Below are 17,834 nucleotides of genomic sequence, written 5' to 3' on the forward strand. Positions count from 1 at the left end.
TTATATGGTGGCAATTGCCGCGCCATCAATCACCGTTCGTCGGCGCACTGACCCATGACGGTATCGATCGCGTTCGCGCTGGCCGCGGCGGTGCAGGGCACGCCTGCCGCCAGCGTGCCGCCGGTCCATCCGATGACGCTGCGTTCGGGCGGCGCGGTCGCGCCCGAACGTGCCGAGCTGCGCCTCACCCATGCCGATCTGGCGATTGAGGCCTTGCCCGCGCGGCGGATGCTGTCGGCGCGGGCGACGCTGACGCTCACCGCGCAGGCGCCGGTACCGCGGCTGACGATCGACCTCGACGATGCGCTGCCGGTATCGGCGATTTGGGTCGACGGCGCCGCGCTGCCGCGCGATCGCTGGCGGCAGGGGGGCGGGCAGGTCGTGATCGACCGCCCGCTCGCCGCCGGCCAGAGCGCGAGGGTCGAGGTTCGCTATGCCGGGCAACCGCGCGTCGCCCGGCGGGCGCCCTGGGACGACGGATTTGTCTGGAGCAGCTGGCAGGGCAAGCCATGGTTCGGCACGACCGCGCAGCAGACAGGGTGCGACCTGTGGTGGCCGTGCCTCGATTTCCCGAGCGGCGAACCGGCTTCGGTCGACCTGCACCTCACCGTCCCCGCCGGCCTGTCCGCGCCCGCTAACGGCGTTCTGCGCGGGGTCGATCGGCTGCCGGGTGGACGGACGACATGGCATTGGCATGCGGGGTCGACCAACCCCTATGCGCTGGCGATCAGCGTCGGCCCGTATCGCGAGATCAAGGGCAGCTATCGCAGCCGCTTCGGCAACGTCATACCGCTCGATTTCTGGCACCTGGAAGGCAAGGACGCGCAGGCGGCCGAACTGTTCGCCGAGTTTGCGCCGACGCTCGACTTCTTCGAATCGACCATCGGCCCCTACCCGTTCGCCGACCAGAAGATGGGTGTGGTCGAGACGCCGTATCTTGGCATGGAGCATCAGACGATCAACGCCTATGGCAATGACTACAAGGCCGCGCCGGAGGGGTTCGACTGGCTGTTCCAGCATGAATTCAGCCACGAATGGTTCGGCAACCAGCTGACCGCGGCCGACTGGGACGATTTCTGGCTGCACGAGGCGTTCGCCTCGTACATGCAGCCGCTCTACGGCCAGTGGCGCGAGGGCGACGCGCGCTACATATCGATGCTGCTGATCCAGCGGCAGCGGGTCGCCAACCAGGCACCGATCGTGTCGGGGAAGTCGCTGACCTCCCGCGAAGTGAACGGGGCACAGGGGCCGGGCACCGACGTCTATTTCAAGGGCGCGTGGATGCTGCACAGCCTGCGCCACCTGATCGGCGATCGCGCCTTCTTCGCCGCGACCCGGCGGCTGCTCTATGGCCGCCCCGATCCGCAGCCCGGCAACTTCAAGCCGCGCTTCGCCACGACGCGCGATTTCGAAGTCGCGGTGGCGCAGGAGAGCGGGCGGGACCTCGGCTGGTTCTTCGACGTGTATTTGCGACACGCCGCGCTGCCCGACCTGATCGAGCAGCGCAGCGGCGATCGGCTGACGCTGCGCTGGCAGGTCCCGGGCAATGGCCCCTTCCCGCTGCCGGTCGAGATCATGGTGGATGGCCAGCCGCGCACGCTGGCGATGGCGAGCGGCGCGGACACGATCGTCGTGCCGGCCGGCGCGCATGTCGTCATCGATCCCATGGCGCGGTTGCTGCGACGGTCGGTCGCGATCGAACGGATGCAGCGCCCAAGCGTTGCGGCCCCATGAGTATCTGGACCAACCGCGCCGCCGAAATGGCCGCCACCTTCATGATCGGCGATGGCCTGTTGGGGCTGTTGCAGCCGAAGCGGCATGTCGCGCTGTGGCAGGAGCGCGCCGCCGGGGCCGAATGGGTCGTGCGCCCGTTCGTCGGCCGCCCCGGCCTGCGCCGCGCCTATGCCGTGGCGCAGATCGCCGCCGGGCTGGCATTGGCCGCCCGGCAGCATCCCCGGATCACGGAACGATCGTGACGAACAGATAGGCGGCAAAGATCGTCAGATGCACGATCCCCGCCAGCACCGTCGTCCGCCCATTGCCCAGCGTCAGCGTCGAAACCAGCAACGACAGCGCGAACAGCACCGTCGACTTGGCATCGATCCCCAGCGACAGCGGCCAATCCATCACCAGCGATACGATCGCCACGCTAGGGATGGTCAGCCCGATCGTTGCCAGCGCCGATCCCATGGCGAGGTTCAGGCTGGTCTGCAGCCGGTCCTTGCGCGCGGCCTTGACCGCGGCGAGGCTTTCGGGCGCCAGCACCAGCGCCGCGATCAGGATGCCGACCACCGCCAGCGGCAGCCCCGCCCCCAGCACCGCCGCCTCGATCGTCGGCGACAGGTCCTTGGCGAGCAGCACAACACCGACCAGCGCGACCAGCAGCGCGCCAAACGCGATCCACGCCGTGCCCGCTGCGGGCGGCTCGGCATGCGCATCCTTGGGCAACGATCCGTCGACCGCCGGCAGGAAATAATCGCGGTGGCGCACCGTCTGCACCATCACGAACGTGGCGTAGAGGATCAGCGAGATGATTGCGACGAAGGTCAGCTGCGATGGCGACAGCGTCGGTCCCGCCACCGTCGAGGTATAGTTGGGCAGCACCAGCGACAGCACCGCCATCGCCGCCAGCACCGACAGCGCGGCGCTGACCCCACGCAGCACGAACCTCTGCTCATGATGGCGGATGCCACCGACCAGCAGGCAGATTCCGACGATGAAATTCAGGATAATCATGATCGCAGCGAACACCGTATCGCGCGCCAGCGTCGCAACGTCCCCCGATCCCGAGAGCATGAGGGATACAATCAACGATACCTCGATCACCGTAACCGCCACCGCCAGCACCAGCGTGCCGAACGGTTCGCCCACCTTGTGTGCCACCACCTCGGCATGATGCACCGCGACGATGACGCAGCCGATCATCACGGCGCCCGCTACCCCTGCGCCGACACCGCTGGTCTTGGCAAGATTGAGCAGGATCGCGATGATGCCCAGCACCGGGATGACCAGCGACCACCATGGCAGCGCCGTGCGGTCGAGCAGCGCGCGTTTCGCGGCAGGCGTGACTACCGTTTCCCCCCGCTCGGCTGCGATAATTGCTTCCTGGTCGCTGGCTGCCGACATCATTCCTCCACGATCGTTACGTTAGAGAAATGCACGGGCACCATGATGTTTCCGTATTCCGGGGATTTAGCCGGAAGGGTGCTGCCCGATCAGATCGATCCAGCCGGGCAACGCCGCAAGATCGGGCAATTGCCGGAACCGTGGATGCTCGGCTGGCGCCGTCGCAGCCTCATGCTGCCACGCCAGCGGTTGCGGGACATAGGCAGCCCATGCCCCGGCGGCGAGTGCCGGGAGTACATCCGATCGCATCGAGTCGCCCGCCATCACCGCCTTATCGGAGGCCACGCCATAGCGGTCGAACAGGCGGGTGAAGGTCTGCTCGGTCTTGTCGCTGACGATTTCGATTCCGGCGAACCGATCACCGAGTCCGGACGCGGCGAGCTTCGCCTCCTGATGCAGCAGGTCGCCCTTGGTCACCAGTACCAGCCGCCCGCGATCTGCCAGTGCATCGAGCGTCGTCTCGATGCCGTGCAGCAGTTCGACCGGATGCGCCAGCAGCCGCCGTCCCGCCGCCAGCAGGTCGGCAATCACACCGCCCGGCAGGCGCTCACCGCCCAGCTCGAGCGCGGTTTCGATCATCGACAGGGTGAAACCCTTTGCGCCGTAGCCATAGAGTTTGAGGTTGCGCGCCTCGCAGGCGTCGAGCGTCTCGCGCGCGACCTCGGCCGCGACGAAGGGCTGGAGCATGGCGGTGAAGGCGGCGTGCGCTTCCTCGAAATGGCGCATATTGTGCCACAACGTGTCGTCGGCATCGAGGCAGATGAGGTCGATCGGCATGGGGGCTGGATAGCGCGCGGCAGGTCGTGGCGAAAGCGGCCTCAGGTCGATTCGACATTCAATTCGCCGGGCGCAGGGCGAGCGTTCGATCCCCTGTCGTCACTCCCGCGGAGGCGGGAGTCCGTATGCGCCAGCGTAGCAGATTCAGCCGAAACGTCGGTGTCTATGGATTCCCGCCTGCGCGGGAACGACGACCATTTTTGGTTATCGCTGAATGTCGCGTCTAACCGACGTCCGTCATTCCGGCTTTCGCCGGAATGACGTTGTGTCGACGGTAACGCGAAACGCAGAACGGGCGCCGGTTGCCCGACTCCCGTTCATTCAGTCGCGAAACGCCGTGCGCCTACGCCGCGTCGCCCGCCTTCTTCTTCTCGGCATAGACGCGGACCGGTTCCTTGCGCCCCTCGATCACGTCCTTGTCGACGACGACCTCGTCCACGCCGTCCATCGACGGCAGGTCGAACATCGTGTCGAGCAGGATGCCCTCGAGGATCGAGCGCAACCCGCGCGCGCCGGTCTTGCGCTCGATCGCCTTCTTCGACACCGAGACCAGCGCCTCGTCGTTGAAGCCGAGCTTGACGCCCTCCATGTCGAACAGCTTCTGATACTGTTTGACCAGCGCGTTCTTCGGCTCGGTCAGGATCTTGATCAGCGCCGAAACGTCGAGATCCTCGAGCGTGGCGATCACCGGCAGACGGCCGACGAACTCAGGGATCAGGCCGAACTTGAGCAAATCCTCCGGCTCGGTCTGGCGCAGCACTTCGCCGGTGCGGCGTTCTTCCGGTGCGGCGACATAGGCGCCGAAGCCGATCGACTTGCCCTGCAGACGGTCGGCGATGATCTTTTCCAGCCCCGCGAACGCACCGCCGCAGATAAACAGGATGTTCGTCGTGTCGACCTGCAGGAACTCCTGCTGCGGATGCTTGCGGCCGCCCTGCGGCGGCACCGACGCGGTGGTGCCCTCCATCAGCTTGAGCAGCGCCTGCTGCACGCCTTCGCCCGACACGTCGCGGGTGATCGACGGGTTCTCGGCCTTGCGGCTGATCTTGTCGATTTCGTCGATATAGACGATCCCCCGCTGGGCACGCTCGACGTTATAATCGGACGCCTGAAGCAGCTTCAGGATGATGTTCTCGACATCCTCGCCGACATAGCCGGCTTCGGTCAGCGTCGTCGCATCGGCCATGGTGAACGGCACGTCGAGGATGCGTGCCAGCGTCTGCGCCAGCAGCGTCTTGCCGCAACCGGTCGGGCCGACCAGCAGGATGTTCGACTTCGCCAGTTCGACGTCGGCACCCTTCTGCCCGTGGTTCAACCGCTTGTAATGGTTGTGGACCGCGACCGACAGCACGCGCTTCGCCTGCTTCTGCCCGATGACATAATCGTCAAGCACGTTGCAGATTTCCTGCGGCGTCGGAACCCCGCCATCCTTCTTGGCGACCAGTGCCGACTTCGTCTCCTCACGGATGATGTCGTTGCACAGTTCGACGCATTCGTCGCAGATGAACACGGTCGGACCCGCGATCAGCTTGCGCACCTCGTGCTGCGACTTGCCGCAGAACGAGCAGTACAGGGTGCTCTTGGAGTCGCCGCCGCTGAGCTTCGTCATTCAAATCATCTCCCGCGCCATCGTTGCGCGTCTTTCCGCCTGTCAGGATACACACAGGCATGTATCCGGCAATCCATTAAAACTTTGCCCGGCCACGCCGCCGGTCGAAGCGTGGCCGGAGCGCGGCATCATGCCGCCGGGGTTGAGTCCTCGGAGACACCTGGGCGCTTGTCGAACACCTGATCGACCAGGCCGAACGCCCTCGCCTCATCAGCTTCGAGGAAGGTGTCGCGATCCATCGCGCGCTCGATCTCTTCCAGCGGCTTGCCGGTGTACTTGGCGTACAGGTCATTCATCCGGCGGCGGATGCGCAGGATTTCCTTCGCCTGGATCTCGATGTCCGACGCCATGCCCTGCGCGCCGCCCGAGGGCTGGTGCACCATGATGCGGGCGTTGGTCAGCGCGACGCGCATGCCCGGTTCGCCCGACGCCAGCAGGAAGCTGCCCATCGATGCCGCCTGCCCGATGCACACCGTGCCGACGCGCGGGCGGATATACTGCATCGTGTCATGGATCGCCATGCCGGCCGTCACCACCCCGCCCGGCGAGTTGATGTACATCCAGATGTCCTTCTTCGGATTTTCCGATTCGAGGAACAGCAGCTGCGCGGTGATGAGCGACGCCATCTGGTCCTCGACACCGCCGGTCACGAACACGATGCGCTCACGCAACAGGCGCGAGAAGATGTCGAAGCTGCGCTCGCCGCGGCTCGACTGTTCGATGACGATGGGGACGAGGCCGTCGTGAATATCTAGCATTGGGTTCCCGCTGAGTAGGTTTCGACGCCCTACATCGGCGCTCACGCTGGGGTACGCAAGAGGCGAGCGTATCGCTACGCCGCCGGAATGATGGTTATCGCGGCCGCACCGCAGCACCGGGTGCCGGATGCGCGAGATAGGCCAACCGCCGTACCTCGCGCCGCCCCCGCACCACCGTGTCGAGGATCAGTCCCGAGAACAGACAAAGCGACGCGAGGATCACGAGCCCGGTGGCGAGGATCGCGGTCGGAAAACGCGGTACCAGCCCGGTCTTGGCATAGGTCACCGCCAGCGGCACGGCGAGGATCACCGCCAGCAATGCCAGCACCAGCCCGATCGCGCCGAAAAACCACAGGGGCCGCTCGATCCGGTACAGCGTGGCGATGGTGCGTGCGATGCGAAAGCCGTCGCCATAGGTCGACAGCTTCGACGCCGACCCTTCCGGCCGGGCGAAGTAGCGTGTCGTGACCTCCGCCACCGGCATGCGCAGTTCGAGCGCATGGACGCTGATTTCGGTCTCGATCTCGAACCCGGCCGACAGCGACGGGAAGCTCTTGACGAACCGCCGCGAAAAGACGCGATAGCCCGACAGGATATCGGTAAAGCTGCGCCCGAACAGACGGGCCAGCATGCCGGTGAGCATGGCGTTGCCGAAACGGTGCCCGCGGCGATAGGCGAGCGCCGCCTCGCTCACCCGTTGCCCGACGACCATGTCGAGCTGTTCGTCGATCAGCCGCGCGACCAGCGCGGGCGCGGCGGCGGCGTCGTACGTCGCGTCGCCATCGGCCATGACGTAGATATCGGCATCGATATCGGCGAACATCCGCCGCACCACCGCGCCCTTGCCCTGGATACGCTCGCTGCGCACCACCGCACCGGCGGCGCGTGCTAACTCGACCGTGCGGTCGGACGAGTTGTTGTCGTACACATAGACCGTTGCGTCAGGCAGCGCGGCGCGGAAGCCCGCGATGGTCGCCGCGATCGCGGCTTCTTCGTTATAGCAGGGCAGCAGCACGGCAATGGTCATCGACATGCCGTGCGTACAAACACCGGACGTCGCCGAAAGCAAGCGCCGGACAAGCAAAGGCCGCCCGCTCCCGGTGGAAGCGGACGGCCCCTTGCCACGATGATCGGACGATCAGCCTTCGCTGGCTTCGGTCTCGACCTTCTTCTTGGCGCGCGGCTTCTTGGCGGGTGCCGGAGCAGCCTCACCCTCGGCAGCTTCCGTCGGAGCGGCTTCGGCCTTCTTTGCCGGAGCCTTGCGGGTCGCGGCCTTCTTCTTGGGCGCTTCGGCTTCGGCCGGCGCGTCGGCGGCGGCAGGCTCGATGTCCTTCGCGGTCACCGGCTTGGCGTCATGGTCGTGGTCATGATCGTGACCGCAGCCCGGGCCGTGCACGTGCGGCACCGCGCCTTCTTCGCTCTCGATCGCCGCTTCCAGTTCCTCACGCGTCACTTCGCGGTCGGTGATCTCGGCCTTCTCGAACAGGAAGTCGACGACCTTGTCCTCGTAAAGCGGGGCACGCAGCTGCGCAGCCGCCATCGGCTCCTGCTGGACATACTGGATGAAGCGCTGGCGATCTTCCGGGCCGTATTGCTGCGCGGCCTGCATGATCAGGCGCTGCATTTCCTGCTGGCTGACCTCGATGCCGTTCTTCTGGCCGATTTCCGACAGGAGCAGGCCGAGGCGAACGCGGCGGACCGCGATCTGGCGGTAATCGTTACGCTCGGCCTCCAGCTCGGCGCGCGCCGCTTCCGGATCGGCTTCGTGACCGGCTTCGTGCTGCAACTGGGCCCAGATCTGGTCGAACTCGGCTTCGACCATCGACGGCGGTACGTCGAAATCGTGACCGGCGGCCAGCTGATCGAGCAGCTTGCGCTTCATATGGGTGCGGGTCAGGCCGTTCAGTTCCTGCTCCACCTGCCCCTTGATCAGCCCACGGAGCTGCTCGAGGCTTTCCAGACCCAGCGACTTGGCGAACTCGTCGTCCGGACCGCCTTCGGCCGGGACCTTCACCTCGGTAATCTTCAGGTCGAAGGTCGCGGCCTTGCCCTTCAGATTTTCGGCCTGGTAATCGTCGGGGAAGGTGACGTCGATCGTCTTCTCGTCGCCCTTCTTCACGCCGACCAGCTGGTCCTCGAAGCCGGGGATCAGACGGCCCGAGCCGATCTCGATCGCCATGCCTTCACCGGTGCCGCCGTCGAAAGCGACGCCGTCGACCTTGCCGACGAAGTCCATCACGACCAGATCGCCAGTGGCCGCCGCATGGCCTTCCTCGGCATCGTCGTGACGCTTGTTGCTGCTGGCGAGCTGTTCGAGCTGCTGGTCGACGACGGCCTCATCGGCGGGAACGGTCAGCCGTTCCAGCTTCAGATCGTCGATCGCCGGGGCCGGCACGTCGGGCAGCACTTCGAGCGACACGGTGACGGCGGCGTCCTGACCCGGCGCATAGTCGCCTTCCAGCGACACCTGCGGCGCGGTGGCAGGGCGCAGCTTTTGCTCGGCGACCAGCGTCTGGATGCCGTCCTGGATCGAGCTGTTCAGCGCGTCCTGCGACAGCGCTTCGCCGTGCATCTTGCGGATCAGGTTCGCAGGCACCTTGCCGGGGCGGAAGCCGGGCATCTTGATCGTCGGCGCGACGCGCTTCACTTCGGCATCGACCTTGGCGTCGACCTCCGCAGCGGTGATGGTCAGCGTGTAGGCGCGCTTGAGGCCCTCGTTCAACGTCTCGACAGTCTGCATTCTCACGGCTTTCGTCAAAAGAATCGAATGGAGCGGCTCCAGCTTCGACAGGCGCTGGCGACGTCACTGGTGCGGGCGAAGGGAGTCGAACCCCCACATCTTTCGATACTGGAACCTAAATCCAGCGCGTCTACCAGTTCCGCCACGCCCGCCGAGCGGACGCCGCCGGCACGGGCGCGTCTATAGCAGTCGTGCGCGCCGGGGCAAGTCGCCACGCTTCGCAGAGTTGCACAAGGTCCGCAACCGGCAAGCGCGGCGGACGTTGGAAGCGTTGAGGAGAACCAAACATGCCCGTCGAGCCGCCGATCCCCGCCGAGACGCCCGCCCCCGAACCGGGCATCGCACCGACCACTCCGCCGCCCGAACATCCCGTGCCGCAGAGCGAGCCGGGACAGCCAGCCACGCCCCCGCCGGAAATCGACGTGCCCGGTCCCGATATCGATGTGCCGAGCCCGATGCCCGGGGGCGATCCCGGCGTCACCCCCGTTCCCGGCCAACCCGTGATGGGAGCGAACTGACATGAGCGATCGCGATCGTAGCGCCCATCCCGACAGCGCGCCGCAGGATGACACCGACCGCCGCAGCGACATCGAACGTGCGGTGGATGCCGTAACCGGCGATGTCGAGCGCGGCGGCACCGACAGCGGCGCGACGTCGCCGACCGAGCCGACGGTGTCGCCCGACGGTGCGGGTGGATCGGGCGGGGTCGTCCGCAACCAAGAGGGCGACGGGCAGTAACGTCCGTTCGTCACCGCGAACGTCATTCCAGCGACGGCTGGAAGCTCCCGGTTATCTGGCAATGCAAGAACCGCGTGAGACTCCAGCCTTCGCCAGGGTGACGTTTGGGTTGGGATCGCCCGGCCAGCGCTTGATCTCGCTACCCGGCAACCCGCCGCGCGGTAATCACCTTAACCGGTGCGGCGGGCATTTCGCCCTTGAACGCGCCGTTGCTGGATTTGACCGGATCGACCGGCGTCTCCAAAATCTTCGAAAGCACATCGCGGCCACCCACCACGCGTGCGAACGCAGCATAGCCCTGTCCGTCTGCCGGCACGCCGGGCGCCGCATCCAGTGCGCGGCGCTGGTCGCCGACCGAGATGGTAAACTCCCCGCGTGCCGTACCGACGCCCAGCCGTGCGACCGACAGCGTGCCGTCGGTATGCGACAGCCCGGTCTGCGTCGTCGGCTCGTGCTTGATCGGCGGCAAAATCTTCTTCACGTCGGTGTGCGGGCCGAACTGGACGAAGCCGAACTCCGGCGCGACCTTCACGATGCGATAGAAGCTGACGCCGTCCAGCCGCTTCTGGTCGACATAGCGCAGGAAATTGGCGGCGGTGATCGGCGCGCGCTTCGTCTCGACCTCGACGGTCAGCGTGCCGACGGTAGTGACGATCGCGACACGCGGCAGCGGTGGTTCGGCCACCGGCTGCTGGGCCGGCGTCTGCGCCAACGCCGGCCCAGCCCATGCCAGCGCCACGAGCACCGCGCGTCGCGTCGTCGTCATCATCCCAGCGCCTTCTTCAGCAAATCGTTGACCACGCCCGGATTGGCCTTGCCGCCCATCGCCTTCATCGTCTGACCAACGAAGAAGCCGAACAGCTTGTCCTTGCCGCCGCGATAATCGGCGACCTTGTCGGCGTTCTTCTCCATCACCTCGGCGATCACCGCTTCGATCGCACCGGTGTCGCTGGTCTGCTTGAGGCCGCGTTCCTCGACGATCGCATTGGCGCCCTGCCCGGTTTCGAGCATGATCTCGAACACCTGCTTGGACAGCGTGCCCGACAACGTGCCGTCCGCGACCAGCCGGAGCAGTTCGGCCCCCTGCGCCGGCGACACAGGGCTGTCGGCGATGCCCTTGCCGAGGCGATTGAGCGCGCCATAGAGGTCTGAAATCAACCAGTTGGCAGCCGACTTTGCCGGCACGTCTGAACCGCATTCGGCGAGCAGCGCCTCGAACCAGCGCGCCGTCTCGACCTCCGCGGTCAGCACCGCTGCGTTGTACGCCGACAGGCCGAGCTCGCCTTCGTACCGCTGGCGCTTGGCGTCGGGCAGTTCGGGCAGCGACGCGCGACATTCGTCGAGGAACGCATCGTCCAGTTCGAGCGGCAGCAGGTCGGGATCGGGGAAATAGCGATAGTCGTGCGCGTCTTCCTTCGACCGCATCGACCGGGTCACGCCCTTGTCCGGATCGAACAGGCGGGTTTCCTGCACGATGCGGCCACCGTCCTCGATCACCGCGACCTGCCGGTTCGCTTCATATTCGATCGCGGCCATCACGAAGCGGACCGAGTTGACGTTCTTCGTCTCGGTGCGGGTGCCCAATTCCTCGCCCGGACGGCGTACCGACACGTTGACGTCGGCGCGCATCGACCCCTGATCCATATTGCCGTCGCACGACCCGACATAGCGGAGAATCGACCGCAGCTTGGACAGGTAAGCCCCTGCTTCGGCGGGGGAATTCATGTCCGGCCGACTGACGATTTCCATCAGCGCCACGCCCGAACGGTTGAGGTCGACATAGGAGCGCGTCGGATGCTGATCGTGCATCAGCTTGCCGGCATCCTGCTCGACATGGATGCGCTCGACACCGATCGTCTTGGTCGGGCTGTTCGGGTCTTTTTCGTCGAGGACGACGGTGACCGATCCCTCACCGACCAGCGGATGATAGAGCTGGCTGATCTGATAGCCCTGCGGCAGATCGGCGTAGAAGTAGTTCTTGCGGTCGAAGCGTGACCATTTGTTGATAACCGCATCGATCGCCATGCCGGTGCGCACCGCCTGTCGGATGCATTCGCGGTTGGGGGTCGGCAGCATGCCTGGCATCGCCGCATCGACAAGGCTGACTTGCGTGTTGGGCTCCGCCCCGAACGCGGTCGCCGCGCCGGAGAACAGCTTGGCGTTCGACGTGACCTGCGCATGGACTTCAAGGCCGATCACGACCTCCCAGTCGCCGGTAGCACCACGGATGCGGTAGGTGGATTCAGTCATCTTCTTTTGCTCCGACCAGAGCGTTGCGTCGGGACTGTCTTTCGCCGACGAAACAATGCCCTGAACAATTCCGCTACAGCTTCGCCGATTACTTCGAAGAGCAATTCGGCGAGGAACTGCATCTCACCACCACTTGTCCGCACGGGCGACGAACCCGGCGCGCTGCTCGATCGCGAGACCGGCGTTCAACACCCCCTGCTCGTCGAGCGGCTTGCCGATGATCTGCAACCCCAGCGGCAGGCCGTCCTTATCGACGCCGCCCGGCACGCTCATCGCCGGCAGGCCAGCGAGGCTCGAGGGCACGGTGAAGACGTCGTTGAGGTACATCGCGATCGGATCGGCGCTCTTTTCGCCCAGCGCGAACGCTGCCGACGGAGCGGTCGGGGTCAGCAGCACGTCGCACTGTTCCCATGCCGCTTCGAAATCGCGGGCGATCAGCGTCCGGACCTTCTGCGCCTGCGTATAATAGGCGTCGTAGAAACCGGCCGAGAGGACGTAGGTGCCGATCATGATCCGGCGCTTCACCTCGTCGCCGAAACCGGCGGCACGGGTCGCGGCGTACATGTCCTGCAGGCCGGCGCCGTCGGGCAGCACGCGCTGACCGAAGCGCACGCCGTCATAGCGGGCGAGGTTCGACGACGCCTCGGCAGGGGCGATGATGTAATATGCAGGCAGCGCATATCTCGTATGCGGCAGCGAGACTTCGACGATCTCCGCACCGGCATCGCGCATCCAGTCGATGCCCTGCTGCCACAGCGCCTCGATCTCACTCGGCATGTTGTCGACGCGGTATTCCTTTGGGATGCCCACGCGCTTGCCGCGCAGGTCGGCGTTCAGCCCCGCTTCCCATGCCGGCACGGGCAGGTCGAGCGAGGTCGCATCCTTCGGATCGAACCCGGCCATCGCCTCCAGCATGATCGCGCAGTCGCGCACGTCGCGCGCCATCGGACCCGCCTGATCGAGCGACGAGGCAAAGGCGACGACGCCGTAGCGTGAACAACGGCCATAGGTCGGCTTGATACCGGTGATGCCGACGAAGGCGGCCGGCTGGCGGATCGAGCCACCGGTATCGGTGCCGGTCGCCGCCGGGCACAGCCGCGCCGCGATCGCAGCCGACGATCCGCCCGACGAACCACCCGGCGCCAGCGGCGCGGTGTCGTTCGGACGCCGCCACGGCGAGACGACGTTGCCGAACGCGCTGGTTTCGTTGGACGATCCCATCGCGAACTGGTCGAGGTTCAGCTTGCCCAGCATCCCCGCGCCGGCATTCCACAGATTGCCCGACACGGTCGATTCATACTGCGGCACGAAGCCCTTCAGGATGCCGCTGGCCGCCGTCGTTTCGACGCCCTGCGTGCAGAACAGGTCCTTCATGCCGATCGGCACCCCGGCCAGCGGCTTGAGCGCCTCACCCGCCGCGCGCGCATCGTCGGCTACCTTGGCGGCGGCACGGGCATGGTAGGGGGTCTCGACAAGGAAGGCGTTGAGCGGCTTCGCGGCGGCGACCGCGTCGATGAACGCATCGGCGACATCGCGGGCGGAAAATTCGCCGCCGCGCACGCCGTCGCGGATCGCGGCGACGCCAAGGTCGGTCAGGTTCGACACTATTCGATCACTTTCGGAACGGTGAAAAAGCCATGCTCGCCCTGCGGGGCATTGGCGAGCACGCGGTCGCGCACATCACCATCGGTGACGACATCGTCGCGCAGGCGCAGATGGTTGGGGATGACGGCGGTCATCGGCTCGACGCCTTGCGTGTCGACCTCGCCCAATTGCTCGATCCAGCCGAGGATGTTGCCGAGTTCGGGCGCCAGCTTTTCGGCTTCGGCATCGGTGATCGCGATACGGGCAAGGCCGGCCACGCGTTTGACGGTTGCAGGTTCGACGGACATGGCAGGCGGCTAGCATCCCGCCGCGGCCCCCACAAGGCGGTTGCGTGCGCCCGCCGCATCGCCCACCAAGAGCCGCAAAGAACGACGGAGACCCGATTGGCGCGCAAATTCCTGTATGTGGTGGCGACGCTGATCGTGCTCGTGCTCGTCGGTGGCTTCGTCTATTCGTTGTTCGGCAACGACCTGCTGCGGCGCGCGATGGTGCCGAGCGTGGCGTTCAAGGCAGAGCCGGCGATGCCCGCCAACGCCTATGCCGACCGCGCGATGTGGTTCGCGCGGCCGGGGCTGAGCAACACGCCGGTCGACTGGTTGCCGCCCGGTGTTGAGCGGACCGAACCGGGCAACGCGGAAATCTTCTTCATCCATCCGACCTCGTTCGTCGGCACCGACCGCTGGAACGCGGCGCTCGACGACAGCGAGACCAATGGCCGGGCGCAGGTGTTCCTGCGCGGACAGGCGAGCGCGTTCAGTGCCGCCGGGCGGGTCTGGGCACCGCGCTATCGGCAGGCGACGTTCGGTGCGTTCCTGACCGGCGAAGCGGCGGCGCAACAGGCGCTCGACCTCGCCTATCGCGACGTCGCGGCGGCGTTCGACCAGTTCCTCGCCGAAGCTGATCCGAAACGCCCGATCATCCTTGCCGGGCACAGCCAGGGGGCGCTGCACCTGACGCGCCTGCTGCGCGAGAAGGTTGCGGGCACCCCGCTCGCCCGGCGGATCGTCGCGGCCTATGTCGTCGGCTGGCCGGTGTCGAAGGCCACCGACCTTGCCGCGCTGGGCATGCCCGAATGTGCCGCCGCCGATCAGGCCGGCTGCCTGCTGTCGTGGCAGAGCTTTGCCGATCCCGCCGACCCGACGTTGATCCTCGAACAATATGACGTCTCGACCGGGTTCGACGGCCGTCCGCGAAACGGCACGCCGATGGTCTGCACCAATCCGCTGACCGGCACCGCCGACGCACAGGCACCAGCGAGTGCCAATGCCGGCACGCTGATCCCGGACAAGTCGCTGGAGAGCGCGACGATGACACCGGCACTCGTCCCGGCAAGCTGCGGGCCGCGCGGCTTCCTGTCGATCGGGGACAGCCCGCCCGACCTTGGCCCCTATGTGCTGCCCGGTAACAACTGGCATGTGTACGACTACAGCATGTTCTGGGCGAATGTGCGCGCCGACGCGCTGCGCCGGCTGGCGACGTGGGAAAAACGATGATTACCGAAGACCGTACCCTCTTCCGTGACGCCCTGCCCGAAGGCGGGCGGCTGATCGGGCTGGACGTCGGTACCAAGACGATCGGCACGGCGCTGTGCGACGCCGGGTGGAGCTTCGCCAGCCCGGCGGTGCTGGTCAACCGAACCAAGTTCACCGCCGACAAGGCGCAGCTGACCACGCTGATCTGCCAGCAGTCGGTGCGCGGCATCGTCGTCGGCCTGCCGCTCAACATGGACGGCACCGATTCGCCGCGGACCCAGTCGGTCCGCGCCTTCGCCCGCAATCTCGACGATACCGGCCTGCCGATCTTCCTGTGGGACGAACGCTGGTCGACGGTCGCGGTCGAGCGGCAGATGATCGCCGAAGACCTCAGCCGCGCCAAGCGTGCCGAGCGCGTCGACAAGCTCGCTGCCGCCTATATCCTGCAAGGCGCGATCGACGCGCTGGTCAACGTGCCACTCGCCTGACCTTGCGCCGGCACGCGACGCGGCCTAACCGGTCGCCTCGATGCCTATTTCCGACCACCGCCCCGCCGCCATGATCGATGGCGGCGCCGTCTTTCCGCATCGGCACCTGACCGGGATCGAGGGGTTGCAGCCCCATGAAATCCTGTTCCTGCTCGACGAGGCGGAACAATGGATCGACGCCAATCGCAGCCGCGGCCCCAGCGACCACCGCCTCGACGGCGTGACTCAGATCAACGCCTTTTTCGAGAACAGCACCCGAACGCTGCTGTCGTTCGAAATCGCCGGAAAGCGGCTGGGCGCCGATGTCGTCAACATGCATGCCGGCCAGTCGAGCGTGAAGAAGGGCGAAACGCTGATCGACACGGCGGTGACGTTGAATGCGATGCGCGCCGACGTGATCGTCATCCGTCACGGATCGTCGGGCGCGGTGCAGCTGATCGCCGATAAGGTCGATTGCCCGGTGCTGAACGCGGGCGACGGTTGGCACGAACATCCGACGCAGGCGCTGCTCGACGCACTGACCATCCGCCGCCGGCTGGGCGAGATCGCGCACAAGCGTGTCGTGATCTGCGGCGATATCCTGCACAGCCGCGTCGCAAGGTCGAACATTCTCGCGCTGACGACGCTGGCTGCCGACGTTCGGGTCGTCGCGCCTGCGACGTTGATGCCGCAGGCGGTCGAATCGATGGGCGTCACCCCCTTCACCGATTTCGATGCCGCGCTCGAAGGCGCCGACGTCGTCATGATGCTGCGGTTGCAGAACGAGCGGATGAACGGCGGTTTCATCCCGTCGACCCGCGAATATCACCTGCGCTACGGCCTCACGCGCGAGCGGCTGAAGCGGGCCGAACCGCACGCGATCGTGATGCATCCGGGACCGATGAACCGCGGGATCGAAATCACCAGCGACGTCGCCGACGATCCCGAACGATCGACCATCACCGAACAGGTCGAGATGGGCGTGGCGGTGCGCATGGCGTGCCTCGACGTACTGACCCGGCGCAGCCGCGGCGTGGAGGGCTGGGCATGAGCATCATCTTCACCGGCGGCACGCTGGTCTGCCCGACCGGCGGCGTGCGCAGCGGCGATCTGGCAGTGGTCGGCGACAGGATCGCGGCGGACGCTTCCGGCACCGAACGAATCGATATTGCCGGTAAGCTGCTGGCACCTGCGATCGTCGATCTGGGCGTGTTCGGCATCGATGCCGTCGCATGCCGCGCGGGCGGGATCGTGCGCGTCGGATTGATGCCCGACCAGGCCCCGGTGCTCGACGATCCCGGCATCGTCGCGCGCGCGGCGCATATGGGCAAGCCCGATATCTGGATCCATCCGCTGTCGGCGGCGACTCAGGGGTTGCGCGGTACCGACCTCGCCGAAATGGCGATCAATGCCGAAGCGGGCGCGGTGGCGGTGGCGACCGGCCGGCGCTGGATCGCCGACAGCGGCGTGATGCGCAAGGTGCTGGCCTATGCCCGTGACTGCGACCTCGTCGTCGTCGCGCATGCCGAGGATGGTGGCCTCGCCGGCGATGCGGTGGCAACGGCGGGCGAGACGGCGACGCGGCTCGGCCTGCCCGCCGCCCCTGCCATTGCCGAAGCGCTGGCGATCGCCCGCGATGTGATGCTGGCCGAGGAAACCGGCGCGCGGCTCCATTTCCGGCAGGTGACGACCGCCGCCGGTTTCGACCTCGTCCGTGCCGCCAAGCGGCGTGGGGTCCGCGTCACCTGTGGCATTACCCCGGCCCACCTGTACCTGTCCGATATCGCGATGAGCGATTTCCGCACCTTCGCCCATCTCTCGCCCCCCCTGCGCAGCGAGAGCGACCGGCAGGCGGCACGCGCCGCACTGGCCGACGGAACGATCGACGTGCTGTGTTCGGGTCACGATCCGCGCGGACCGGAGGCGAAGCGCCTGCCCTTCGCCGATTCGGAACCGGGGATGGCGGGGGCGGAAACGCTGCTGCCGATGGGACTGGGGCTGGTGCGCGACGGTCTGATCGGACTGGACCGGCTGTTCGCGCTGCTGGCGCATAATCCGGCGAAGCTGCTCGGGCTCGAATCGGGCACGCTGGCGGCTGGTTCGCCAGCCGACCTGATCGTGATCGATCAGGACGCGCCGTGGCAGGTTCGCGCCGACGCGCTGGCGGGCAAGGCGGCGAACACGCCGTTTGACGGTCTGCCGGTACAGGGCCGCGCGGTGCGGGTGATAAAGGGCGGCGCGTTCCTGTAACGGAACGCGCCGCCCCCTCCTGGGAGAGGCTCGGGAAAGGGG

18 protein-coding genes and 1 tRNA gene are annotated in these 17,834 nt (G+C 66.5%); 8 read left to right on the forward strand and 11 right to left on the reverse strand.

All coding sequences use genetic code 11. From position 1 onward, the window contains the following. The first annotated feature begins 54 nt into the window (after window positions 1-54). Window positions 55-1,734: a M1 family metallopeptidase gene (locus tag MF610_RS00780; protein WP_242192217.1), complete on the forward strand. Its 1,680-nt coding sequence runs from the start codon at window positions 55-57 to the stop codon at window positions 1,732-1,734. Next, a complete protein-coding gene (locus tag MF610_RS00785; protein WP_242192218.1) occupies window positions 1,731-1,976 on the forward strand; it encodes a hypothetical protein in 246 nt (81 codons plus the stop codon). Before MF610_RS00780 ends, MF610_RS00785 begins: the two co-directional genes overlap by 4 nt. On the opposite strand, the gene MF610_RS00790 is transcribed toward MF610_RS00785, so the two are convergent. The 7 genes from MF610_RS00790 to MF610_RS00820 all read right to left on the reverse strand — a co-directional run bounded on the left by MF610_RS00790 (window position 1,960) and on the right by MF610_RS00820 (window position 9,162). Beyond that, a complete protein-coding gene (locus tag MF610_RS00790) occupies window positions 1,960-3,129 on the reverse strand; it encodes a calcium:cation antiporter (protein WP_242192219.1) in 1,170 nt (389 codons plus the stop codon). The genes MF610_RS00785 and MF610_RS00790 overlap by 17 nt on opposite strands. Before the next feature lie 63 nt (window positions 3,130-3,192). Then, complete coding sequence (locus tag MF610_RS00795; RefSeq protein ID WP_242192220.1) at window positions 3,193-3,903, reverse strand: HAD family hydrolase; 711 nt, start codon at window positions 3,901-3,903, stop codon at window positions 3,193-3,195. Between the two features lie 343 nt (window positions 3,904-4,246). Beyond that, window positions 4,247-5,512 carry an ATP-dependent Clp protease ATP-binding subunit ClpX gene (clpX, locus tag MF610_RS00800; protein WP_242192221.1) on the reverse strand — a complete coding sequence of 422 codons (1,266 nt, stop codon included), beginning with the start codon at window positions 5,510-5,512 and terminating at the stop codon, window positions 4,247-4,249. Between the two features lie 128 nt (window positions 5,513-5,640). Beyond that, the gene (locus MF610_RS00805) at window positions 5,641-6,270 is read right to left on the reverse strand and encodes an ATP-dependent Clp protease proteolytic subunit (RefSeq protein ID WP_242192222.1); all 630 of its coding nucleotides are present in this window, start codon (window positions 6,268-6,270) and stop codon (window positions 5,641-5,643) included. 94 nt (window positions 6,271-6,364) lie between these two features. Then, window positions 6,365-7,303: a glycosyltransferase gene (locus tag MF610_RS00810; RefSeq protein ID WP_242192223.1), complete on the reverse strand. Its 939-nt coding sequence runs from the start codon at window positions 7,301-7,303 to the stop codon at window positions 6,365-6,367. A gap of 105 nt (window positions 7,304-7,408) precedes the next feature. Beyond that, window positions 7,409-9,010: a trigger factor gene (gene tig, locus MF610_RS00815; RefSeq protein WP_242192224.1), complete on the reverse strand. Its 1,602-nt coding sequence runs from the start codon at window positions 9,008-9,010 to the stop codon at window positions 7,409-7,411. Between the two features lie 67 nt (window positions 9,011-9,077). Continuing rightward, window positions 9,078-9,162, reverse strand: a tRNA-Leu gene (locus MF610_RS00820). Between the two features lie 135 nt (window positions 9,163-9,297). Here MF610_RS00820 and MF610_RS00825 point away from each other — a divergent pair. After that, on the forward strand, window positions 9,298-9,528 hold the full coding sequence (locus MF610_RS00825; protein ID WP_242192225.1) for a hypothetical protein: 231 nt from the start codon (window positions 9,298-9,300) through the stop codon (window positions 9,526-9,528). Window position 9,529: 1 nt separating this feature from the next. After that, window positions 9,530-9,748 carry a hypothetical protein gene (locus tag MF610_RS00830; RefSeq protein ID WP_242192226.1) on the forward strand — a complete coding sequence of 73 codons (219 nt, stop codon included), beginning with the start codon at window positions 9,530-9,532 and terminating at the stop codon, window positions 9,746-9,748. A 139-nt stretch (window positions 9,749-9,887) separates the two neighbouring features. Here MF610_RS00830 and MF610_RS00835 read toward each other — a convergent pair whose 3' ends face one another. The 4 genes from MF610_RS00835 to gatC form a co-directional block, all read right to left on the reverse strand. Further along, entirely contained in the window at window positions 9,888-10,514 is a 627-nt protein-coding gene (locus tag MF610_RS00835) for a peptidylprolyl isomerase (RefSeq protein ID WP_242192227.1), read from the reverse strand. Continuing rightward, window positions 10,514-11,998, reverse strand: a complete 1,485-nt coding sequence (gene gatB, locus MF610_RS00840) for an Asp-tRNA(Asn)/Glu-tRNA(Gln) amidotransferase subunit GatB (RefSeq protein WP_242192228.1) — start codon at window positions 11,996-11,998, stop codon at window positions 10,514-10,516. Before gatB ends, MF610_RS00835 begins: the two co-directional genes overlap by 1 nt. A 123-nt stretch (window positions 11,999-12,121) precedes the next feature. Continuing rightward, complete coding sequence (gatA, locus tag MF610_RS00845; protein ID WP_242192229.1) at window positions 12,122-13,603, reverse strand: Asp-tRNA(Asn)/Glu-tRNA(Gln) amidotransferase subunit GatA; 1,482 nt, start codon at window positions 13,601-13,603, stop codon at window positions 12,122-12,124. Then, window positions 13,603-13,890, reverse strand: coding sequence for an Asp-tRNA(Asn)/Glu-tRNA(Gln) amidotransferase subunit GatC (gene gatC / locus MF610_RS00850; RefSeq protein ID WP_242192230.1), 288 nt, complete (start codon window positions 13,888-13,890; stop codon window positions 13,603-13,605). Before gatC ends, gatA begins: the two co-directional genes overlap by 1 nt. A gap of 96 nt (window positions 13,891-13,986) precedes the next feature. Between gatC and MF610_RS00855 the strand changes: the two genes are divergently transcribed. Genes MF610_RS00855 through MF610_RS00870 form a run of 4 tightly spaced genes read left to right on the forward strand, consistent with a single transcriptional unit; the run spans window position 13,987 to window position 17,792 of the window. Then, a complete protein-coding gene (locus MF610_RS00855) occupies window positions 13,987-15,096 on the forward strand; it encodes a DUF3089 domain-containing protein (protein ID WP_242192231.1) in 1,110 nt (369 codons plus the stop codon). Continuing rightward, window positions 15,093-15,563, forward strand: coding sequence for a Holliday junction resolvase RuvX (gene ruvX, locus MF610_RS00860; RefSeq protein ID WP_242192232.1), 471 nt, complete (start codon window positions 15,093-15,095; stop codon window positions 15,561-15,563). Before MF610_RS00855 ends, ruvX begins: the two co-directional genes overlap by 4 nt. A gap of 40 nt (window positions 15,564-15,603) precedes the next feature. Then, window positions 15,604-16,593 carry an aspartate carbamoyltransferase catalytic subunit gene (locus MF610_RS00865; protein WP_242192233.1) on the forward strand — a complete coding sequence of 330 codons (990 nt, stop codon included), beginning with the start codon at window positions 15,604-15,606 and terminating at the stop codon, window positions 16,591-16,593. Beyond that, the gene (locus MF610_RS00870) at window positions 16,590-17,792 is read left to right on the forward strand and encodes a dihydroorotase (protein ID WP_242192234.1); all 1,203 of its coding nucleotides are present in this window, start codon (window positions 16,590-16,592) and stop codon (window positions 17,790-17,792) included. Before MF610_RS00865 ends, MF610_RS00870 begins: the two co-directional genes overlap by 4 nt. Window positions 17,793-17,834 lie beyond the last annotated feature (42 nt).

It is taken from the genome of Sphingomonas hankookensis (assembly GCF_022664465.1).
In the GTDB taxonomy this organism is placed as follows: domain Bacteria; phylum Pseudomonadota; class Alphaproteobacteria; order Sphingomonadales; family Sphingomonadaceae; genus Sphingomonas; species Sphingomonas hankookensis.

Coding starts and splice junctions, on each gene's coding strand:
- MF610_RS00830 (WP_242192226.1), top strand. CDS start 9,530: ATGAGCGATCGCGATCGTAGCGCCCATCCCGACAGCGCGCCGCAGGAT.
- gatC (WP_242192230.1), bottom strand. CDS start 13,890: ATGTCCGTCGAACCTGCAACCGTCAAACGCGTGGCCGGCCTTGCCCGT.
- tig (WP_242192224.1), bottom strand. CDS start 9,010: ATGCAGACTGTCGAGACGTTGAACGAGGGCCTCAAGCGCGCCTACACG.
- clpX (WP_242192221.1), bottom strand. CDS start 5,512: ATGACGAAGCTCAGCGGCGGCGACTCCAAGAGCACCCTGTACTGCTCG.
- MF610_RS00825 (WP_242192225.1), top strand. CDS start 9,298: ATGCCCGTCGAGCCGCCGATCCCCGCCGAGACGCCCGCCCCCGAACCG.
- MF610_RS00785 (WP_242192218.1), top strand. CDS start 1,731: ATGAGTATCTGGACCAACCGCGCCGCCGAAATGGCCGCCACCTTCATG.
- MF610_RS00870 (WP_242192234.1), top strand. CDS start 16,590: ATGAGCATCATCTTCACCGGCGGCACGCTGGTCTGCCCGACCGGCGGC.
- MF610_RS00795 (WP_242192220.1), bottom strand. CDS start 3,903: ATGCCGATCGACCTCATCTGCCTCGATGCCGACGACACGTTGTGGCAC.
- MF610_RS00810 (WP_242192223.1), bottom strand. CDS start 7,303: ATGTCGATGACCATTGCCGTGCTGCTGCCCTGCTATAACGAAGAAGCC.
- MF610_RS00805 (WP_242192222.1), bottom strand. CDS start 6,270: ATGCTAGATATTCACGACGGCCTCGTCCCCATCGTCATCGAACAGTCG.
- gatB (WP_242192228.1), bottom strand. CDS start 11,998: ATGACTGAATCCACCTACCGCATCCGTGGTGCTACCGGCGACTGGGAG.
- ruvX (WP_242192232.1), top strand. CDS start 15,093: ATGATTACCGAAGACCGTACCCTCTTCCGTGACGCCCTGCCCGAAGGC.
- MF610_RS00835 (WP_242192227.1), bottom strand. CDS start 10,514: ATGACGACGACGCGACGCGCGGTGCTCGTGGCGCTGGCATGGGCTGGG.
- MF610_RS00790 (WP_242192219.1), bottom strand. CDS start 3,129: ATGATGTCGGCAGCCAGCGACCAGGAAGCAATTATCGCAGCCGAGCGG.
- MF610_RS00780 (WP_242192217.1), top strand. CDS start 55: ATGACGGTATCGATCGCGTTCGCGCTGGCCGCGGCGGTGCAGGGCACG.
- MF610_RS00865 (WP_242192233.1), top strand. CDS start 15,604: ATGCCTATTTCCGACCACCGCCCCGCCGCCATGATCGATGGCGGCGCC.